Source organism: Stenotrophomonas sp. Marseille-Q5258 (genome assembly GCF_946900935.1).
Taxonomy (GTDB): domain Bacteria; phylum Pseudomonadota; class Gammaproteobacteria; order Xanthomonadales; family Xanthomonadaceae; genus Stenotrophomonas; species Stenotrophomonas nematodicola.
This window is the reverse complement of record NZ_CAMPPN010000027.1, coordinates 39,747-55,437: the sequence shown is the minus strand read 5'-3', so window position 1 is coordinate 55,437 and position 15,691 is coordinate 39,747. Positions and strand designations below refer to the sequence as shown.

The window sequence follows — 15,691 nt, the reverse complement described above, 5'->3', positions numbered from 1 at the left end:
TGGCGTCCCCACGGGGATTCGAACCCCGGTCGCCACCGTGAAAGGGTGATGTCCTAGGCCTCTAGACGATGGGGACGCGTTGAACCGGATTTTGCTTCTGTCGGACGGCCTGTGTCCGGAGAAGTGGTGGAGCCAGGCGGGATCGAACCGCCGACCTCCTGCATGCCATGCAGGCGCTCTCCCAGCTGAGCTATGGCCCCACGTTGATGCTGCGAGCCGCCTATCATAGCGGCGCTTTTGCTGGATGGGAAGCTTTTTCTGGGGCACCAACAAAAAGCCCCGACCGAAGTCGGGGCTGTCTGTTGAAGTTGGCGTCCCCACGGGGATTCGAACCCCGGTCGCCACCGTGAAAGGGTGATGTCCTAGGCCTCTAGACGATGGGGACGCGTTGAACCGGATTTTGCTTCTGTCGGACGGCCTGTGTCCGGAGAAGTGGTGGAGCCAGGCGGGATCGAACCGCCGACCTCCTGCATGCCATGCAGGCGCTCTCCCAGCTGAGCTATGGCCCCACGTTGTACCGCGAGCCGCCTAGTATACCTGCGTGTTCACGTTTGTGGAAGACCACATTCGAAGCCCGCAGGGGGCGGTGAATAAAAAGACCCGGCGTGCCGGGCCTCGGTATTCGTTGATGAGTGGCGTCCCCACGGGGATTCGAACCCCGGTCGCCACCGTGAAAGGGTGATGTCCTAGGCCTCTAGACGATGGGGACGCATGAACTCATCAATGTTTTCAGCGCTCCTGACGGCCTAATGTCCGGAGTGGTGGAGCCAGGCGGGATCGAACCGCCGACCTCCTGCATGCCATGCAGGCGCTCTCCCAGCTGAGCTATGGCCCCACGATGCTGGAGGCGGAATTCTACGCGTGTGCGTTGCATTCGCCAAGTCTTTTCTCTGACACAACCCTGAAAAAAAACCGGATCGGGACAGTGACCGTGTCAAACAAAACGCCCCGGCCAAGACCGGGGCGTTCTGCGTTTCAATTGGCGTCCCCACGGGGATTCGAACCCCGGTCGCCACCGTGAAAGGGTGATGTCCTAGGCCTCTAGACGATGGGGACGCACGAAAACCGAATTTTTCCCACGTTGCTTCAATCGGCCTAATGATTGAAGTGGTGGAGCCAGGCGGGATCGAACCGCCGACCTCCTGCATGCCATGCAGGCGCTCTCCCAGCTGAGCTATGGCCCCACGTCGTGAGGAGCGAAATCATAGCGACGGCGTTTTCGATTGGCAAGAGAAAACTGCACGAAATTTCTCATCCATTGCCTTAGCTGCATTCACGCGGCCGCGTCGATAACGCGATACGTGACCTGTGTCGTGCACAACGGCAGCGTGGCTATCGGTGCGGTGCTGTCAACGCGGCCAGGATCGGGCACTCGCCGCGTTCGCCGTGGCCGGGGCACGCATCCACCAGCTGCTTCAGTGCACCGTGCATGCGCTGCAGTTCGCCGATGCGCTGTTGGATGTCCTGCAGTTTCTGCACGGCGGTACTGCGGACCTGCGCCATGTCCTGTCCATGCTGGTCGCTGAGCGACAGCAGTTCGCCGATTTCCTCCAGGCTGAAACCCAGCGCCTTGGCGCGACGGATGAACTGCAGCCGCGTCAGGTCGTCTTCGCTGAAGACCCGGTAGCCCCCGGCGCTGCGGCGCGCGGTCGGCAGCAGGTGCTGCCGCTCGTAGTAGCGCACGGTGTCGATGGGCACGCCGGCCTGGCGCGCGAGCTGTCCAATGTTCATGACCACCTCGGAAGAAGATCGCCCTCATTGTGAACCCTGGAGCCGGGTCGAGGGTCAAGGGTCTGGCCGTTGGGCGGCCCTGTGCAAGGTTGGCTGCAAAGATGCAATTAGTTTCATGGATGGCCCTCGAGGCCGTCCGTAACCTCCAGCGAACTGTTGATCGGGCGTGCGCGCAGGCGCCTCCCGGCCCCCCCCATGACGGGTAACGCTGCTGGAGCTAGGTCGCATGAACACCTCGTTGAACTCCCTTCCGCCGCGGCGCAAGCCGGCTGCGCCAACGCTGATGGAAGTGGCCGTGGTCGAGTACGCCGGCAGCATCCGCGGCGCTGCGACGGTGCTTTCCGAGCTCGCGCAGCTCTCCAACCGGGTTGCGGCGGCCAGTCGGCGGCCCGGCGCGCGCATGCTCGTCACCCGCTGGACCCTGTGCCCACGCGGCGGCGGAATGCAGCGCATGGCCGGTGCCACACTGTTCGGCGAAGCATTGCCGGCCGTCGTGGTGCTGCCCGGCAACGAGCCGGGCTGGGCGATGTCGGTCGCCGGCGAGGCGCTGCTGGCATGGCTGCGTGACTGCCATGACGCCGGCAGCCTGCTGGCCGGGTGCGAGGAGGGCGCGCTGCTGCTGGCCCGTGCCGGCGTCCTGGCCGGGCGGCCGGTGCGGCTGCCCAGCCTGGACCGCTGTGCCGCGCTGAAGGCGGTTGTGCCCAGCTGGCTGCCGAGCGAGCGCACGCTGGTGGACGATGGCGACCTGCTCACCGCCGCCGGCACCGATGCCTGGAAGTACCTGAGCCTGCGTCTGCTCGCCCGGGTGTACGGGCACAGCGTGATGTCGTCTGTGTCCCAGCAGCTGCAACTGGTGATTCCGCGGACCGTGCAGGATGATCTGGAACGCTTCAGCCCGAACTTCGCGCACGGCGACCGCTGCATCCTTAAAGCGCAGCGCTGGTTGCACGGCATCGCTGCGCGTGGAGTGAGCCTGCAGGACATCTGCGATTCGGCGGGATTGGAGCCGCGCACCCTCCAGCGCCGTTTCCTGCGTGCGACCGGGATGCGGCCCATCGAGTACTGCCAGCGGCTGCGCATCGCCAAAGCGCAGATGCTGTTCCAGGCGGGCGGGGCGATCGACGAAGTCTCCTGCCACGTGGGCTACTCAGACCAGAGCGCCTTCCGACGGCTGTTCCTGCGCATCGTCGGGACGACACCGGCGCGCTATCGGCGTCAGATCGTCAGCCAGCGTCGCGAGCGTGCCGCGGCAACTACGGTGCGCGCGGTGGAGAGCATGCGTGCGGCATGACGTGCGGCGCTGCGGCTTGATCGCAGCGGTGCATGCTGGGACCATGCGGGAAGGCCCGATACCGAAAGCGAAACGATGATAAGCAGTGTCGGCCCGGTGCCGTTGGTGGTGGTGTGGGTGCTTGTTGCGATGGGGGTGGCGATGCTGGTGGCGCGCATGGTGCGTGCCGAGCCGAAAGCAAAGGCGCCCACGCCGCGCAGTGTATTGTTCGACATGCTGCTGATCGGCCTGCTGGCCGGCCGACTCGGGTTCATCCTGCGCTACTGGACCGACTACCGCCACGATGGCTGGGCTGTGTTGCGCCTGGGTGATGGGGGGTTCCTGCCTTGGGTGGCCATCCTGGTCGGCCTGGGCTGGGGCGCATGGCGCCTGCGGCGCTGGCCGCATCTGCGCCGCTCCGTGGCGGCCGGCGCGTTGGCCGGCGTGCTGTGCTGGGCCGCGCTGTCGCTGGGCAGTGGCTGGCTGCAGCGCGATCGCATCGCGCTGCCCACACTTGCACTCACCCGTCTGGACGGGGTGCCCGACACGCTGGGCGGCGCACACGCGCAGCCGACGATCGTCAATCTCTGGGCCACCTGGTGCGGACCGTGCCGGCGCGAGATGCCGGTGCTGGCCCGTGCCCAGCAACGCCATTCCGACCTGCGCTTTGTGTTCGCCAACCAGGGCGAGACCGCTGAAGAGGTTCAGGCCTTCCTCACGGCCGAAAGGCTGTCGCTGCACAATGTGTTGCTGGACGAGCCCATGCACGCTGCCGCGGCGCTGCATGTACAGGCGTATCCGACTACCCTGTTCTTCGATCGTGACGGGCGGCTGCAGGAGGTGCACCTGGGGGAACTCAGTGCCGCCAGTCTGGAATCCAAGCTCGCGCGGCTGCGATAGCTGCGCGGGTTCTTCTGTCTTTCAATTCCGGGAGTTGCCATGCTGTCCACATCCTTCCCTGCGCTGGGTACTGTATTGAGCGCCGCGCTGCTGTTGAGCCTGTCCGGCTGCAGCCAGGCCCAGGCACCGAAGGCGCCCACCGCCACCGCCGGCAAGACGGGCGAGCGGCCGGCCGTGCTCAAGAGCATCGAACAGCAGGGTTTCGAGGTGATGGGCGAGTTCGACGCGCCCGGTGGCCTGCGCGGGTTCGCAGGGGTGGTCGGCGGGCAGCAGCCGGCCGCGGCGTACGTCACTGCCGATGGCAAGCACGTACTGGTCGGCAGCCTGTTCGACGCGCAGGGCAAGGATATCGGTACCGAGCCGGTCGAGCGTCTGGTGGCCGCGCCGATGTCCGCGCGGCAGTGGGCCAAGCTCGATGCCAGCGCCTGGGTGCGCGATGGCCGCGCCGACGCGCCGCGGGTGGTGTACACCTTCAGCGACGCCAACTGCCCGTACTGCCATCGCTTCTGGGAAGCGGCGCGGCCGTGGGTCGACAGTGGCAAGGTGCAGCTGCGCCATGTGATGGTCGGCGTGATCCGCGAGGACAGCCCGGCCAAGGCGGCGGCGATCCTCACCGCGCCGAACCCAAGTGCGGCGCTGCTGGAGAACGAGCATCGATTTGACCAGGGCGGCATCAAGCCAGCGGCGAATCTCACCGCGGAGGTGGCCAACAAGCTCGATGCCAACCAGGTGTTGATGATCGAGATGGGTTTCCAGGGCACGCCGGGCATTCTGTTCAAGGACGACAAGGGCATGCTGCAGCGTCGTGCCGGCATGCCGCAGGGCCAGGACATGGACGTGGTGATGGGCCCGCGCTGAGTCGCGCCAGGCCCACTGCGTATCGCGCGCCGGTGCAATGCCGGCGCGCCGGACCGCCGCGCCGTGGTATCGCCGGCGCCGGTTGATCTGGATCAAGGTAAAAAATCCGGCGCGCACTAGTCTGTAGCGCATGCGGTATTCCTCAGACGTTTTGCGTGCTGTGCGTCGCACGGCGCGACTGTCATCGACGCGTCGGCAACCATTCACGAGCTCCTCACCCAGCGGCTGGTACTCAAGCCGCTGGCATTCGTGCCGAACGCGACATGCGATCCGGGATGAGGAGGGAATCCCGCGCCGGACCCTGCTTCGTCGCCTGGCGACGTCGACGGGCAGCACTGTCTGTGATTCATGGAGGACGCAATGCGCCTGGGTGTGTTGACGTTGGCAGGTACGCTCGCGCTGGTGGCTGTCCCGGCCCACGCACAGGATTCGGCCGAGACGCTGCGCCAGGAGATCCGGTCGCTGCGGCAGACGCTGGACGCGATGGAAAAGCGCCTGAATGCGATCGAGTCGGCGCCGACCCCGGCGGCCCCCGCCGCAGTGACATCCTCACGTGTGGTGCCTGACGCAGGCACGGTGGCTTCCTTGCCCGCGCCGACCGGCGGCGCAACGCATGTCCCCGGCAGCGGGCAGGCGATTCTGCCGCAGCGCGATTCGGTGGCCGATCCGTCCAGTGCCGCCTCGCGCCCGGACAGTGCGGCCGGACCGACGGACCCCGATCTGAAAGGCTTCTTCGCGGTACCAGGCACCGATACGCTGATCCGCATTGGCGGCTACGCCAAACTGGATGCGATCGCCGATGCGCGTGCGGCCGGTGACCAGGAACAGTTTGTCACCTCGTCCATCCCGGTGGGCAGCGCGCACCGCGATGTGTCCAACTTCACGCTGCATGCCAAGCAGACCCGTTTCAGCTTCGAAGCACGGCGACCCACCACGCACGGCAATCTGCGCTTCTACCTGGAGAACGACTTCTTCGGCAGCAGCGACAGCTACCAGTTCCGGCTGCGCCACGCCTACGGCCAGCTGGGCAACACCTACGCCGGGTATGGCTATTCCACCTTCATGGACGCCGACAGCCTGCCCGATACCCTCGATTTCGCCGGGCCGGGTGGCGCGGGCTATCTGCTGGTAGCCGGTATCCACCACAGCATCGCGATGGGCAAGGGCAATACCCTGACCGTGGCCGCCGAAGACCCGGACACACAGCTCAGCGCGCCGGCAGAGGGGATGATGGCGGTGGACCGGCTGCCCGATGTCACCGTCACCGCCCGCATGGAGCGCGACTGGGGCCATCTGCAGCTCGGCGCGGTGGCGCGCAGCCTGGGCTACGACGGCGATGACGGCGATGGGCGTCGTTTCGGCGGTGGCGTGCAGTTGAGCGGATCGGCGTCGGTGGGCGAGCAGGATCTGCTGCTGTTCGGTGCATTGGGCGGCAAAGGCCTGGGACGCTATACCGCCGACCTCACCGGGTCGGGCATGGACGCCGTGGTCACCGCCGATGGCCGCCTGGAGGCGCTGTCGCTCTATGGCGGCTTCGTCGGCTATACGCACTACTGGACCCCGCTGTGGCGGTCGAACCTGATCTATGGCCAGCTCACCAGCGGTCGCAATGACGCGCTGGCGGCCGACGCCTTCCGGCAGAGCCGCTACGGGGTCTTCAACCTGCTGTGGAGCCCGGCTCCGTCATGGACGATGGGCATGGAGCTGCTGTACGGCCAACTGGAACAGCAGAACGGACAACGCGCGGACACGGTGCGGCTGCAGGGCAGCCTGCAATACAACTTCATCAAGTAAACCCTCATGCCCGGCGCGACCGGGCCCATGCCTGGCAAAGGAGAAACCGTCATGGCAGAAGCGAAGAAAATCGGGGTGGTCGGCGCCACCTTCCTGGTGGCCGGCAACATGATGGGTTCGGGGGTGTTCCTGCTGCCCTCCAGCCTGGCCAAGATCGGCACGGCGTCGATCTGGGGCTGGCTGATCACCACCGCCGGCGCGCTGCTGCTGGCGTTCGTGTTCGCCAAACTCGGCAAGCTGGCGCCCAAGGCCGGCGGTCCGTACGCCTACGCGCGCGACTGGTTCGGCCCGTACATGGGCTTCCAGACCAACACCATCTACTGGTTCGCCAACTGGATCGGCAATGTGGCCATTCCGATTGCGGCGGTGGGCTACTTCAGCTATTTCTTCCCGATCCTGTCCGAGCCCCTGCCGCGTTGCATCGCGGTACTCGCACTGGTGTGGGCGCTGAGCTTTGCCAACGTGATCGGGCCGTCCTTTGTCAGCCGGTTGCAGACCGTGACCACCAGTTTCGCGCTGGTGCCGATTCTGGGCATCGCGATCTTCGGCTGGTTCTTCTTCGATCCGGCCATTTTCAAGGGCGCCTACAATGTGTCGGGTGAGTCCAACTTCGGCGCGGTGTCCAGCGCGGCGGCGTTGACGCTGTGGGCGTTCATCGGCGTGGAGTCGGCGTCGGTCACCGCCGGCGTGGTGGAGAACCCGGAAAAGAACGTTGCCCGCGCCACGCTGGCCGGCGTGTTCCTGGCGGCGGTGGCCTATATCGCCAGCTCGTCGGTGATCATGGGCATGGTGCCCAACGGCGAACTGCAGGTGTCCGACGCGCCGTTCGCGCTGGCCGCAGCCAACGCGGTGGGCGGGTGGGGCGGTGCGGCGGTGAGCCTGTGCGCCTTCATCGGCGCGGCCGGTTCGCTCGGCGGTTGGATCCTGCTGACCGCGCAGAGCGCAAAGGCGGCATCGGACGATGGCCTGTTCCCCCGTATTTTCAGCCGGACCAACAAGGATGACGTACCGGTCAAGGGCGTGCTGATCGTGGCAGTGCTGATGACCCTGGCGGTGCTGGTGACCTCCACTTCGGCCACCGCATCGGCACAGTTCGATGTGATCACCTCCGCCGCCGTCGTGCTGACCCTGCTGCCTTACATCTATTCCTGCGTGGCCTGCTATTTCGTGGTCGAGCGCTCGCACACGCTGGTCCATACCGGCGCGTTCTGGGCGCTGACCAGCATTACCGTCGTGTACTGCCTGTGGGCGATCTTCGGCTCGTCGGGCAGCATCGTGCAGTACGCCTTCCTGTTCGTGCTGTTCATCACCGTGTTCTATCCGTTCTTCAGCGAGGAGCGCCGCCGCCAGCGCGGCCAGCTGCCGGCGCTGGACGCGGTGAGCAACCCCAGGATTTCGTGACATTGCCCCAGGAGAATGCCTGTGTACTTCAAGTCGCTTGATTACCCCATCATCGTCATCGACGACGATTACGAGTCTCCGCGCATCGGTGGCATCCTGATCCGCGCGCTGGTTGACGAGCTGCGCAAGAACGACCAGCGCGTGCTGTGCGGCCTGACCCTGGCCGATGCACAGGCCGGTGCGCGCACGTATGTGGCCGCTTCGGCGGTGCTGATTTCCATTGACGGTACCGAGGACAAGCCCGAGCAGTTCCAGCGGCTGCTCGGCTTCCTGCGCGAGCAGAGCGCGCGGCGCGGCAACCTGCCGGTGTTCCTGTATGGCGAGCGGCGCACCATCGAGAAGGTACCCAGCAAGCTGCTCAAGTATGTGCACGGCTACGTGTTCCTGTTCGAGGACACCAAGAGCTTCATCTCGCGGCAGGTGATGCGCGCGGCCGAAGATTACATGCAGAATCTGCTGCCGCCGTTCTTCAAGGCGCTGATCCACCACGCCGCCGAGTCGAACTACTCCTGGCACACGCCAGGCCATGCCGGTGGCGTGGCCTTCACCAAGTCGCCGGTGGGTCGGGCCTTCCACCAGTTCTATGGTGAGAACACCCTGCGCAGCGATCTGTCGATCTCGGTTCCCGAACTGGGTTCGCTGCTCGATCACAGCGGCCCGATCAAGGCCGCAGAGAACGAGGCCGCGCGCAACTTCGGCGCCGACCACACGTTCTTCGTCACCAATGGCACCTCTACCGCGAACAAGATCGTCTGGCACGGTACCGTTGGCCGGGGCGACGTGGTGTTCGTGGACCGCAACTGCCACAAGTCGTTGCTGCACTCGCTGATCATGACCGGTGGCATCCCGGTCTATTTCACCCCCAGCCGCAATGCGCACGGCATCATCGGGCCGATCAGCCTGGACCAGTTCACGCCTGAAGCGCTGCAGCAGTCGATTGCCGCCAACCCGCTGGCGAGCAAGGCCTACAAGGCCGGCTCCAAGCCGCGCATCGCGGTGGTTACCAATTCCACCTACGACGGGCTGTGCTACAACGCCGAGAAGATTGCCGAGGAGATCGGCAGCGCGGTGGACTTCCTGCATTTCGATGAGGCCTGGTACGCCTATGCGGCGTTCCATCCGTTCTACGAGAACCATTACGGCATGGCCAAGGGCAAGCCGCGCGAGCAGGATGCGATCATTTTCACCACGCATTCCACGCACAAGCTGCTGGCTGCCTTCTCACAGGCGTCAATGATCCATGTCCGCAATGCGGCCAGCCGCGAACTCGACGCCGAGCGCTTCAACGAAGCGTTCATGATGCACACCACCACCAGCCCGCATTACGGGGTGATTGCCGCATGCGACGTGGCCTCGAAGATGATGGAAGGGGCGGCCGGCGAGTCCCTGGTGCAGGAAATGCACGATGAGGCCATCGCCTTCCGGCGCGCCATGCTGCACGTGCGAGAAGACCTCGGTCGCGACGACTGGTGGTTCAGTGTGTGGCAGCCGGACAAGCTGGAGCGTTCGTTGGCCAAGGGCGACGCCCCGGCGCCGATGGTGGCCAAGCGCGAGGAGTGGTATCTGCAGCCTGGCGCGCACTGGCACGGCTTCGATGGCCTGGTCGAGGACTATGTGCTGATCGACCCGATCAAGGTGACGTTGCTGACCCCCGGGTTGTCGATGGACGGCGAGATGGGGCAGCGCGGCATTCCGGCCGCGGTGCTGAGCAAGTTCCTGTGGACGCGCGGCATTACGGTGGAGAAGACCAACCTGTACTCGGTGCTGTTCCTGTTCTCGATGGGCATCACCAAGGGCAAGTGGAGCACGCTGGTGACCGAACTGATGGCGTTCAAGGAGCTCTACGACAGCAATGCGCCGCTCAGCCGCGCCCTGCCGCAGTTGGTCGCCGACTACCCGCAGGCGTACGCGGGCTGGGGACTGCGCGACCTGTGCCAGGCGTTGCATGCCTTCAATGGCGAGTTCGCCGTGCCACAGGTGATGCGCGAGATGTACGTGGACCTGCCCGAGCCGGTGCTGACGCCGGCCGAGGCCTACGACCACCTGGTGCGCGGGCAGATCGAGCGGGTCGATATCGAGGCGATCAGCGGCCGCATCGCCGGCACCATGCTGGTGCCGTACCCGCCGGGCATCCCGACGATCATGCCGGGTGAGCGTTTCGGTGCCACCGACGAGCCGATCATCCAGTCGCTGCGCATCGCCCGCGAACAGAATGCGCGGTTCCCGGGCTTCGAGTCGGACGTGCACGGGCTTATCATCGATCGTGACGGTGATACGCCGAGCTACAAGGTGGAGGTGCTGAAGGTCTGACGCCTGCGCGACGGACCCTCGGCAAGCGATGGATACAGCACGCGAGCAGCGGGTCCTCAAACTCTCCATCGGGATGACGATGGCCGTCAGCGCCGTCGGCTTCGGCGGTGGCCTGCTGGTGGGATCGCAGGCCATCCTGTTCGACGGGGTCTACAGCCTGGTGGATGTGGCGCTGACGCTGGTGGCGCTGTCGGTGCTGCGGCTGGTGGCGCGGGAGGAAAGCCCGCGCTTCCAGTACGGCTACTGGCACCTGGAGCCGATGGTGGAGGCCCTCGGCGGGGCGATCCTGTCGCTGGCATGCATTTACGCACTGGCCAATGCGGTGATCGGCGTGACCACCGGCGGCCACGAGGTGAAAGCCGGGCCTGCCCTGGTGTGGGCGGCCGTGCTGTGCGTGAGCAACCTGGGCATGGCTGCGTTCGTGCGCACCCGGGCGATACGGCTGCAGTCGGCGCTGTTGTGGCTGGACGTGCGCGCCTGGCTGCTGAGCGGCCTGATGAGCCTGGCCGTGGTGCTGGCGTTCGCGCTGGCGCTGCTGCTGCGCGGCGGCGACCATGCGCATTGGATTCCCTATCTGGACCCGCTGGTGCTGGCGGCAATCAGCCTGGCGGTGCTGCCGGTGCCGCTGCGCAGTGCCTGGAAGGCCATGCGCGAGGTGCTGCAGGTGGCGCCGGACACCCTGGACGCGCGCGTGCAGGCGGTGATGAAGGACTTCGTGGCCGAACACGGCTATCTGGATTTCACCAGCCACGTCGCCAAGATGGGGCGCATGCGGTTTGTCGAGATCCACATCCTGACCCATCCGGACACGGTCATCGGCACCATCGGCAGCGTGGACGCGCTGCGCGACGAGATCGCCGCGCGCCTGGACGCTCGCGGCAGCGAATTCTGGCTGACCATCGATTTCACCGCCGACCCGGCGTGGACCTGAAGGGGAGCGGGTACAGCGACTGCTACAGCCAGATCGAACGGCGCACGCTGACGTGGCTGATGCGGCCCTGGACGGTGTGATAGGTCACGTCCAATCCGCGCGTGAGCAGGGGGGATTCATCGACAGGCACCCTGCACACGAGGCGATCCGCCGACGGTGACCGGCAGCGGTAATAGAGGAAGTCGGTGGATGCCGGATCGGCCGGGCGGCCGCGCATGGTGCGGTTGAGGCCGGCCTCTATCGTTGCCGCAGGCACGGGAATGCCGGGCAGGTCGAGCCCGGCGCTGTGGGTGAGCGTGTCGATCGGGCTCACGCAGCCGCAGGCCGATGGCGAATAGCCGACCAGCGCCACGCCCGCCGCCAGCGCCGCCACGGCGGCCGATGACACCAGGAGCATCCTGCGCATTGCGTTTCTCCGTTCGGGGCGTTGCCGTCGGCGACATCCTCGCACGGACCGGTGGCGGTGGCGACCGCATCGGCTGCGGTATTGCACGGCATATATGGAACATATATGGTGTATATCCTATTCGTATTGGAGCGCCTGTATGGGCATCGTCAACATCGACGACGCGCTGCACGACAACCTGCGCCGCGCCAGCGGCGTGTCCGGCCGCTCGATCAACGCCCAGGCCGGGTTCTGGATCCGTATCGGCATGCTGTGCGAGATGAACCCCGGCCTGAGCTATCAGGAGATCGTCAGCCGCGAGCTGCGCGCCGCCGGGGTCGATCCCGGCCTGCTGCCGGCGGTGCCGGCATGATCAAGACGCCCGACGAACAGCAGCGGATGCGCGAAGCGGGTCGGCTGCTGGCATCGGTGTTCGAGGCGCTGGACCGGTTGCCGCTGGAAGGCATGAGCACGCTGCAGGTCAACGACTGGGTGGAACACTTCATTGTTGACCGGCTGCACGCGCGCCCGGCCAGCAAGGGCCAGTACGGCTTCGCGTATGTGCTCAACAGCTCGATCGACAACGTGGTCTGCCACGGCGTGCCATCGGCTGCGGACGTGCTGCGTGCCGGCAGTATCGTCAACCTGGACATCACCCTGGAGAAAGGCGGGTACATCGCCGATTCCAGCAAGACCTATCTGATCGGCGAGGTGGACTACGCGGCTCGTCGGCTTGTGCGGGTGACCCGCGAGGCGATGTGGAAAGGCATCGGCGTGGTACGGCCGGGCGCGACGTTGGGCGATATCGGTTTTGCCATCCAACAGCACGCCAAGGCGCACGGCTACAGCGTGGTGCGCGAGTTCTGCGGCCACGGCATCGGGCGCGAGATGCATGAAGAGCCGCAGGTGCTGCACTACGGCCGCCGTGGCGACGGCCTGGCGCTGGAGGAAGGCATGGCCTTTACCATCGAACCGATGATCAACCAGGGCCGGGCGGGCATCGACATCAGCGAGGACGGCTGGACGGTGACCACGCGCGACGGCCGGTTGTCGGCCCAGGCCGAACACACTGTGCTGGTGACCGCCGACGGGGTAGAGGTGCTGACGTTGCGTAGCGACGAGCGGGACACGCTGGGGCGATACGCCGGTCATCGCCCACTGCCACGCTGAGCACGCTCAGGGATCGCCGGCCGCGGCGCGGGCCTGGATGACCTTGTCGATGGTGAAGCCGGGCAGCATCGCGCGCATTTCCTCGATCATCGCCTGGCGGGAGGCCTCCGCATCGTCAACCGGGAGGCCTGCTTCCAGCGCGCGCCGGTAGGTATCCAGACCGGCCGCCTGCAGTGCGGCGTCGCAGTGCGAGGCCGCCGCCAGCGCGATCTCGGTGGCGCTGGCGGTGCTTCGATGGTGCTGCTGCGCGTAGCCGAAATGGCAGCCGAGCAGCGCTGTCAGCGGCAGGTCCTGCGCAGGTTCGGCGTGCTGTGCCTGTGCAAGGGCCGGTACGGTGCCCAACAGGGCGAGCAGTGCGATGCGGAGGCGGGGATGCATGGAGGGTTCCTGTCGAGGTGGGTCGTGGCGGGCACGGTCAGGATGCACCCGGGCGATCGACCGGCGCCCAGTGTCCCATCCGTCCGGCGACGCATTCAATGAAGGCGCGCAGTCTGGCGCTCACGTGCCCGCTCGGGGGAGGCGGCATGCATCGGCATCGGGTCGATCCGTCACTCGGGAAACAGGCGCACCAGGTCGCCCGTGGCCCCATGCCGGGCAGCCATGACGTTGGGCAGCCACAGCGCACCTTCACGTGCCGCCGCAGGCCCGGTGCCGATAGTAGGGGCTGTTCCTGCTGCCGGTTGCCGTTGCCCATGCCATTGATTCCCGAGCGCGTACGCCGCTGGCCCCGTCCGTGGCGCGTGGCGCTGTTGTCGCTGCTGGTGGCGTATGCCCTGTATCTGGTGGCCGGCAATGTCTTCCTCAACACGCCCTTGTTCGACGCGGTCACCAACCGCAAGCCGGAGAAGTTCGCCATGCAGACCGGCGCGGCGCTGACCCTGGTGCCGGGACACGCCATCGTCTGGAACGTGCGCATGCGCGGCCAGGCCAACCGCACCGTGTACATCTTCCGCGCCGACCGGGCCAGCGCCTGGATCGCGCTGCCGGCGCTGTTCCGCCGCGAAGTGCGCATCCCGCGGATCGACGCCAGCGGCGTGGAATCGGAGGTGGAACGTGTTGACGCGGCGATTCCGCCGCCGCCACGCAGTGATCGCGGCTGGACCCTGCGCTTCGACGCGATCCACAGCGACAGCATCCGCAGCGGGCGCTTCGGCAAGCTGCTGGTCACCGGCCAGGGCAGTGGCACGGTCGGTTTCCTCAAGCAGCTGCGCGGCGGTCCGTCGGAACTGTTCGATTCCACCGCGGCGTTCGACCGGGCCGCAGTGACCTTCGATGGCGTCAAGGTGCTGGACGACGCGCACCTGGAGGCGCGGTTCCGTTACCCGCGTCATTACCGCGACGAGGCACCGGGGCTGCGCAAGTTCGACATTACCTGGGCGCAGCTCAGGATCGATGCGCGCAGCCAGGGGCTGCGTCTGGATACGGCCGGTGCGCACATCAAGGTCGGCAGCATGCCCTCCAATGCCCGGCTCAACGCCGACGTGACGATGGATCGTGGCGTGCTGCAGCCGGGCAGCCGGGTGGTCTGGCGGGTGCCGGTGCATGCCGGCGTGCATGCCACCGATCGCGGTCTGCTGTCGCTGCAGCTGGATGTGGCGCAGGACATGCGCGTGCAGGCGCGGCTGCCACGTGACCCGGAGACCGGCAGTGAACTGCACGCCGATCTGCGCGTGACCGGGCGGCGCATTCCGTTCCAGGCGCCGGCGGACCTGCTGCCGCGGCTGTCCGGGCAGGTCAGTGGCGCCTGGCAGTTCCAGTCCCTGAACTGGATCGCCGACCTGTTCGTGCGCAAGCCGTGGTTCCATCTGGACGGGGGAGGGCTGCTGGAAGGCGACCTGAAGATTGCCGAAGGTCAGCTCGCGCCGGGCAGTACGCTGGATATTCCGCAGGTGGCCGCGGTGGCCGAAGTGGCCGGGGTCCGTCTGCAGGGCGACGCCAACGCGCACGGCCGCATCGTCGCAGGCGCACCCGCGCAGGCGCAGTTGGACGTTGAGATTCCCCGGTTCCGCGCGGCACCGGCGGCCACGCCGAAGGCGCTGCTGTTCGACGGTCGCGACATGGCGTTGACGCTGCGTGGCGATGCGCGGCTGCAGCAGTTGCGTGACGGCATGCGTGCGCACCTGCGCTTCAACGATGCGCGGGTGCCGGACTTGACCGCCTACAACCGCTATCTGGAGGGCGACAATGTGCGTCTGCTCGGTGGCACCGGCCTGCTCAGCGGCGATGTCGAACTGGATTCGGCCGGCCGGGTGGGTACCGGTCGCGCCGACCTGCGCGGTCGAGGTGCGCAGTTGCAGGTGGCCGGCCTGGCGATGCGTGGCGACGCGCAGTTGAAGGCACGGGTACGTCGGGCCGACTTCGACGCCCGGCAGTTCGACCTGGCCGGCACCACGGTGGATCTGCGCAACATCCGCGTCGGTGATGCCAGCGCACCGGCCAACTGGTGGGGCACCGTGGCATTGCGCCAGGGCCACATCGATGCGGCCGCACCGTTCGAGGTCACTGCACAGGCCGATCTGCGGCTGCGTGATGCTGGGCCGCTGCTGGGGGTGTTCGCCGAACGCAGTGCGTATCCGCGCTGGGTACTGGGCCTGCTCGATTCCGGCGAGGTCCAGGCCAGTGGCCAACTGCGCTGGCGCAGCGGCGAGTTGTGGGTGGATGACCTGCAGGCCGAGAACGAACGGCTGTCGCTGCGCGCGCGGCTGGACCTGGCCCGCGCGCAGCGGCGCGGCAACCTGTACCTGCGGTGGGGCGTGCTCGGGGCAGGAATCGAGTTGGATGGCCAGCAGCGCAAGTGGCACCTGGCCGGCGCCCGTGAATGGTACGAGCAGCAGCCGCGCGTGTTGCCGGCGACCGCACCGGCGCCCTAGCGCGCCGGCTGCGGACGCGCTGGGTGCGCGCGACGGTGCGCGGCTGCGTGCCCCGCGACCGGCGATGGAGC

Annotated in this window: 13 protein-coding genes and 8 tRNA genes; 10 read left to right on the top strand and 11 right to left on the bottom strand. The window is 66.8% G+C overall.

Annotation, left to right across the window (positions count from 1 at the left end; all coding sequences use genetic code 11):
- The 9 genes from OC534_RS16620 to OC534_RS16580 all read right to left on the bottom strand — a co-directional run bounded on the left by OC534_RS16620 (position 1) and on the right by OC534_RS16580 (position 1,731).
- Positions 1 to 76: transfer RNA gene (locus OC534_RS16620), tRNA-Glu, on the bottom strand.
- A gap of 48 nt (positions 77 to 124) precedes the next feature.
- A tRNA-Ala gene (locus OC534_RS16615) sits at positions 125 to 200 on the bottom strand.
- Positions 201 to 309: 109 nt separating this feature from the next.
- Positions 310 to 385: transfer RNA gene (locus tag OC534_RS16610), tRNA-Glu, on the bottom strand.
- Positions 386 to 433: 48 nt separating this feature from the next.
- Positions 434 to 509, bottom strand: a tRNA-Ala gene (locus tag OC534_RS16605).
- A gap of 124 nt (positions 510 to 633) precedes the next feature.
- Positions 634 to 709, bottom strand: a tRNA-Glu gene (locus tag OC534_RS16600).
- Between the two features lie 50 nt (positions 710 to 759).
- Positions 760 to 835 (bottom strand) — tRNA-Ala (locus OC534_RS16595).
- A 145-nt stretch (positions 836 to 980) separates the two neighbouring features.
- A tRNA-Glu gene (locus OC534_RS16590) sits at positions 981 to 1,056 on the bottom strand.
- A gap of 52 nt (positions 1,057 to 1,108) precedes the next feature.
- A tRNA-Ala gene (locus OC534_RS16585) sits at positions 1,109 to 1,184 on the bottom strand.
- Between the two features lie 148 nt (positions 1,185 to 1,332).
- Positions 1,333 to 1,731 carry a heavy metal-responsive transcriptional regulator gene (locus OC534_RS16580; protein ID WP_136006959.1) on the bottom strand — a complete coding sequence of 133 codons (399 nt, stop codon included), beginning with the start codon at positions 1,729 to 1,731 and terminating at the stop codon, positions 1,333 to 1,335.
- Positions 1,732 to 1,957: 226 nt separating this feature from the next.
- Here OC534_RS16580 and OC534_RS16575 point away from each other — a divergent pair, with 226 nt between their 5' ends.
- From OC534_RS16575 to OC534_RS16545, 7 genes are all read left to right on the top strand, one after another.
- Positions 1,958 to 3,022 (top strand): helix-turn-helix domain-containing protein, encoded by a 1,065-nt coding sequence (locus OC534_RS16575; RefSeq protein ID WP_136006956.1) that lies wholly within the window; start codon positions 1,958 to 1,960, stop codon positions 3,020 to 3,022.
- Positions 3,023 to 3,097: 75 nt separating this feature from the next.
- On the top strand, positions 3,098 to 3,901 hold the full coding sequence (locus tag OC534_RS16570; RefSeq protein ID WP_136006954.1) for a TlpA disulfide reductase family protein: 804 nt from the start codon (positions 3,098 to 3,100) through the stop codon (positions 3,899 to 3,901).
- Between the two features lie 39 nt (positions 3,902 to 3,940).
- Complete coding sequence (gene dsbG / locus OC534_RS16565) at positions 3,941 to 4,759, top strand: thiol:disulfide interchange protein DsbG (protein ID WP_026070942.1); 819 nt, start codon at positions 3,941 to 3,943, stop codon at positions 4,757 to 4,759.
- Between the two features lie 360 nt (positions 4,760 to 5,119).
- Positions 5,120 to 6,553 (top strand): DcaP family trimeric outer membrane transporter, encoded by a 1,434-nt coding sequence (locus OC534_RS16560; RefSeq protein ID WP_017357144.1) that lies wholly within the window; start codon positions 5,120 to 5,122, stop codon positions 6,551 to 6,553.
- A gap of 51 nt (positions 6,554 to 6,604) precedes the next feature.
- Complete coding sequence (gene adiC / locus OC534_RS16555; protein ID WP_017357145.1) at positions 6,605 to 7,954, top strand: arginine/agmatine antiporter; 1,350 nt, start codon at positions 6,605 to 6,607, stop codon at positions 7,952 to 7,954.
- 21 nt (positions 7,955 to 7,975) lie between these two features.
- Positions 7,976 to 10,264, top strand: a complete 2,289-nt coding sequence (locus OC534_RS16550) for an Orn/Lys/Arg decarboxylase N-terminal domain-containing protein (RefSeq protein ID WP_017357146.1) — start codon at positions 7,976 to 7,978, stop codon at positions 10,262 to 10,264.
- Positions 10,265 to 10,292: 28 nt separating this feature from the next.
- Positions 10,293 to 11,195 carry a cation diffusion facilitator family transporter gene (locus OC534_RS16545; protein WP_262072204.1) on the top strand — a complete coding sequence of 301 codons (903 nt, stop codon included), beginning with the start codon at positions 10,293 to 10,295 and terminating at the stop codon, positions 11,193 to 11,195.
- 22 nt (positions 11,196 to 11,217) lie between these two features.
- On the opposite strand, the gene OC534_RS16540 is transcribed toward OC534_RS16545, so the two are convergent.
- Positions 11,218 to 11,601: a hypothetical protein gene (locus tag OC534_RS16540; RefSeq protein WP_017357148.1), complete on the bottom strand. Its 384-nt coding sequence runs from the start codon at positions 11,599 to 11,601 to the stop codon at positions 11,218 to 11,220.
- Between the two features lie 139 nt (positions 11,602 to 11,740).
- Here OC534_RS16540 and OC534_RS16535 point away from each other — a divergent pair, with 139 nt between their 5' ends.
- Positions 11,741 to 11,953 carry a ParD-like family protein gene (locus OC534_RS16535; RefSeq protein ID WP_017357149.1) on the top strand — a complete coding sequence of 71 codons (213 nt, stop codon included), beginning with the start codon at positions 11,741 to 11,743 and terminating at the stop codon, positions 11,951 to 11,953.
- Positions 11,950 to 12,750, top strand: a complete 801-nt coding sequence (map, locus tag OC534_RS16530) for a type I methionyl aminopeptidase (RefSeq protein ID WP_017357150.1) — start codon at positions 11,950 to 11,952, stop codon at positions 12,748 to 12,750. Before OC534_RS16535 ends, map begins: the two co-directional genes overlap by 4 nt.
- Positions 12,751 to 12,756: 6 nt before the next feature.
- Here the strand turns inward: map and OC534_RS16525 are convergent, their stop codons facing one another.
- Positions 12,757 to 13,128: a hypothetical protein gene (locus OC534_RS16525; RefSeq protein ID WP_017357151.1), complete on the bottom strand. Its 372-nt coding sequence runs from the start codon at positions 13,126 to 13,128 to the stop codon at positions 12,757 to 12,759.
- Positions 13,129 to 13,442: 314 nt separating this feature from the next.
- Between OC534_RS16525 and OC534_RS16520 the strand changes: the two genes are divergently transcribed.
- The gene (locus tag OC534_RS16520; RefSeq protein ID WP_153165263.1) at positions 13,443 to 15,620 is read left to right on the top strand and encodes a hypothetical protein; all 2,178 of its coding nucleotides are present in this window, start codon (positions 13,443 to 13,445) and stop codon (positions 15,618 to 15,620) included.
- The last annotated feature ends 71 nt before the right edge of the window (positions 15,621 to 15,691 follow it).

Bases quoted from the DNA above. Each gene is read 5' to 3' on its own strand.
- OC534_RS16580 (WP_136006959.1), bottom strand. From the start codon at position 1,731: ATGAACATTGGACAGCTCGCGCGCCAGGCCGGCGTGCCCATCGACACC.
- OC534_RS16575 (WP_136006956.1), top strand. From the start codon at position 1,958: ATGAACACCTCGTTGAACTCCCTTCCGCCGCGGCGCAAGCCGGCTGCG.
- OC534_RS16570 (WP_136006954.1), top strand. From the start codon at position 3,098: ATGATAAGCAGTGTCGGCCCGGTGCCGTTGGTGGTGGTGTGGGTGCTT.
- dsbG (WP_026070942.1), top strand. From the start codon at position 3,941: ATGCTGTCCACATCCTTCCCTGCGCTGGGTACTGTATTGAGCGCCGCG.
- OC534_RS16560 (WP_017357144.1), top strand. From the start codon at position 5,120: ATGCGCCTGGGTGTGTTGACGTTGGCAGGTACGCTCGCGCTGGTGGCT.
- adiC (WP_017357145.1), top strand. From the start codon at position 6,605: ATGGCAGAAGCGAAGAAAATCGGGGTGGTCGGCGCCACCTTCCTGGTG.
- OC534_RS16545 (WP_262072204.1), top strand. From the start codon at position 10,293: ATGGATACAGCACGCGAGCAGCGGGTCCTCAAACTCTCCATCGGGATG.
- OC534_RS16540 (WP_017357148.1), bottom strand. From the start codon at position 11,601: ATGCGCAGGATGCTCCTGGTGTCATCGGCCGCCGTGGCGGCGCTGGCG.
- OC534_RS16535 (WP_017357149.1), top strand. From the start codon at position 11,741: ATGGGCATCGTCAACATCGACGACGCGCTGCACGACAACCTGCGCCGC.
- map (WP_017357150.1), top strand. From the start codon at position 11,950: ATGATCAAGACGCCCGACGAACAGCAGCGGATGCGCGAAGCGGGTCGG.
- OC534_RS16525 (WP_017357151.1), bottom strand. From the start codon at position 13,128: ATGCATCCCCGCCTCCGCATCGCACTGCTCGCCCTGTTGGGCACCGTA.
- OC534_RS16520 (WP_153165263.1), top strand. From the start codon at position 13,443: ATGCCATTGATTCCCGAGCGCGTACGCCGCTGGCCCCGTCCGTGGCGC.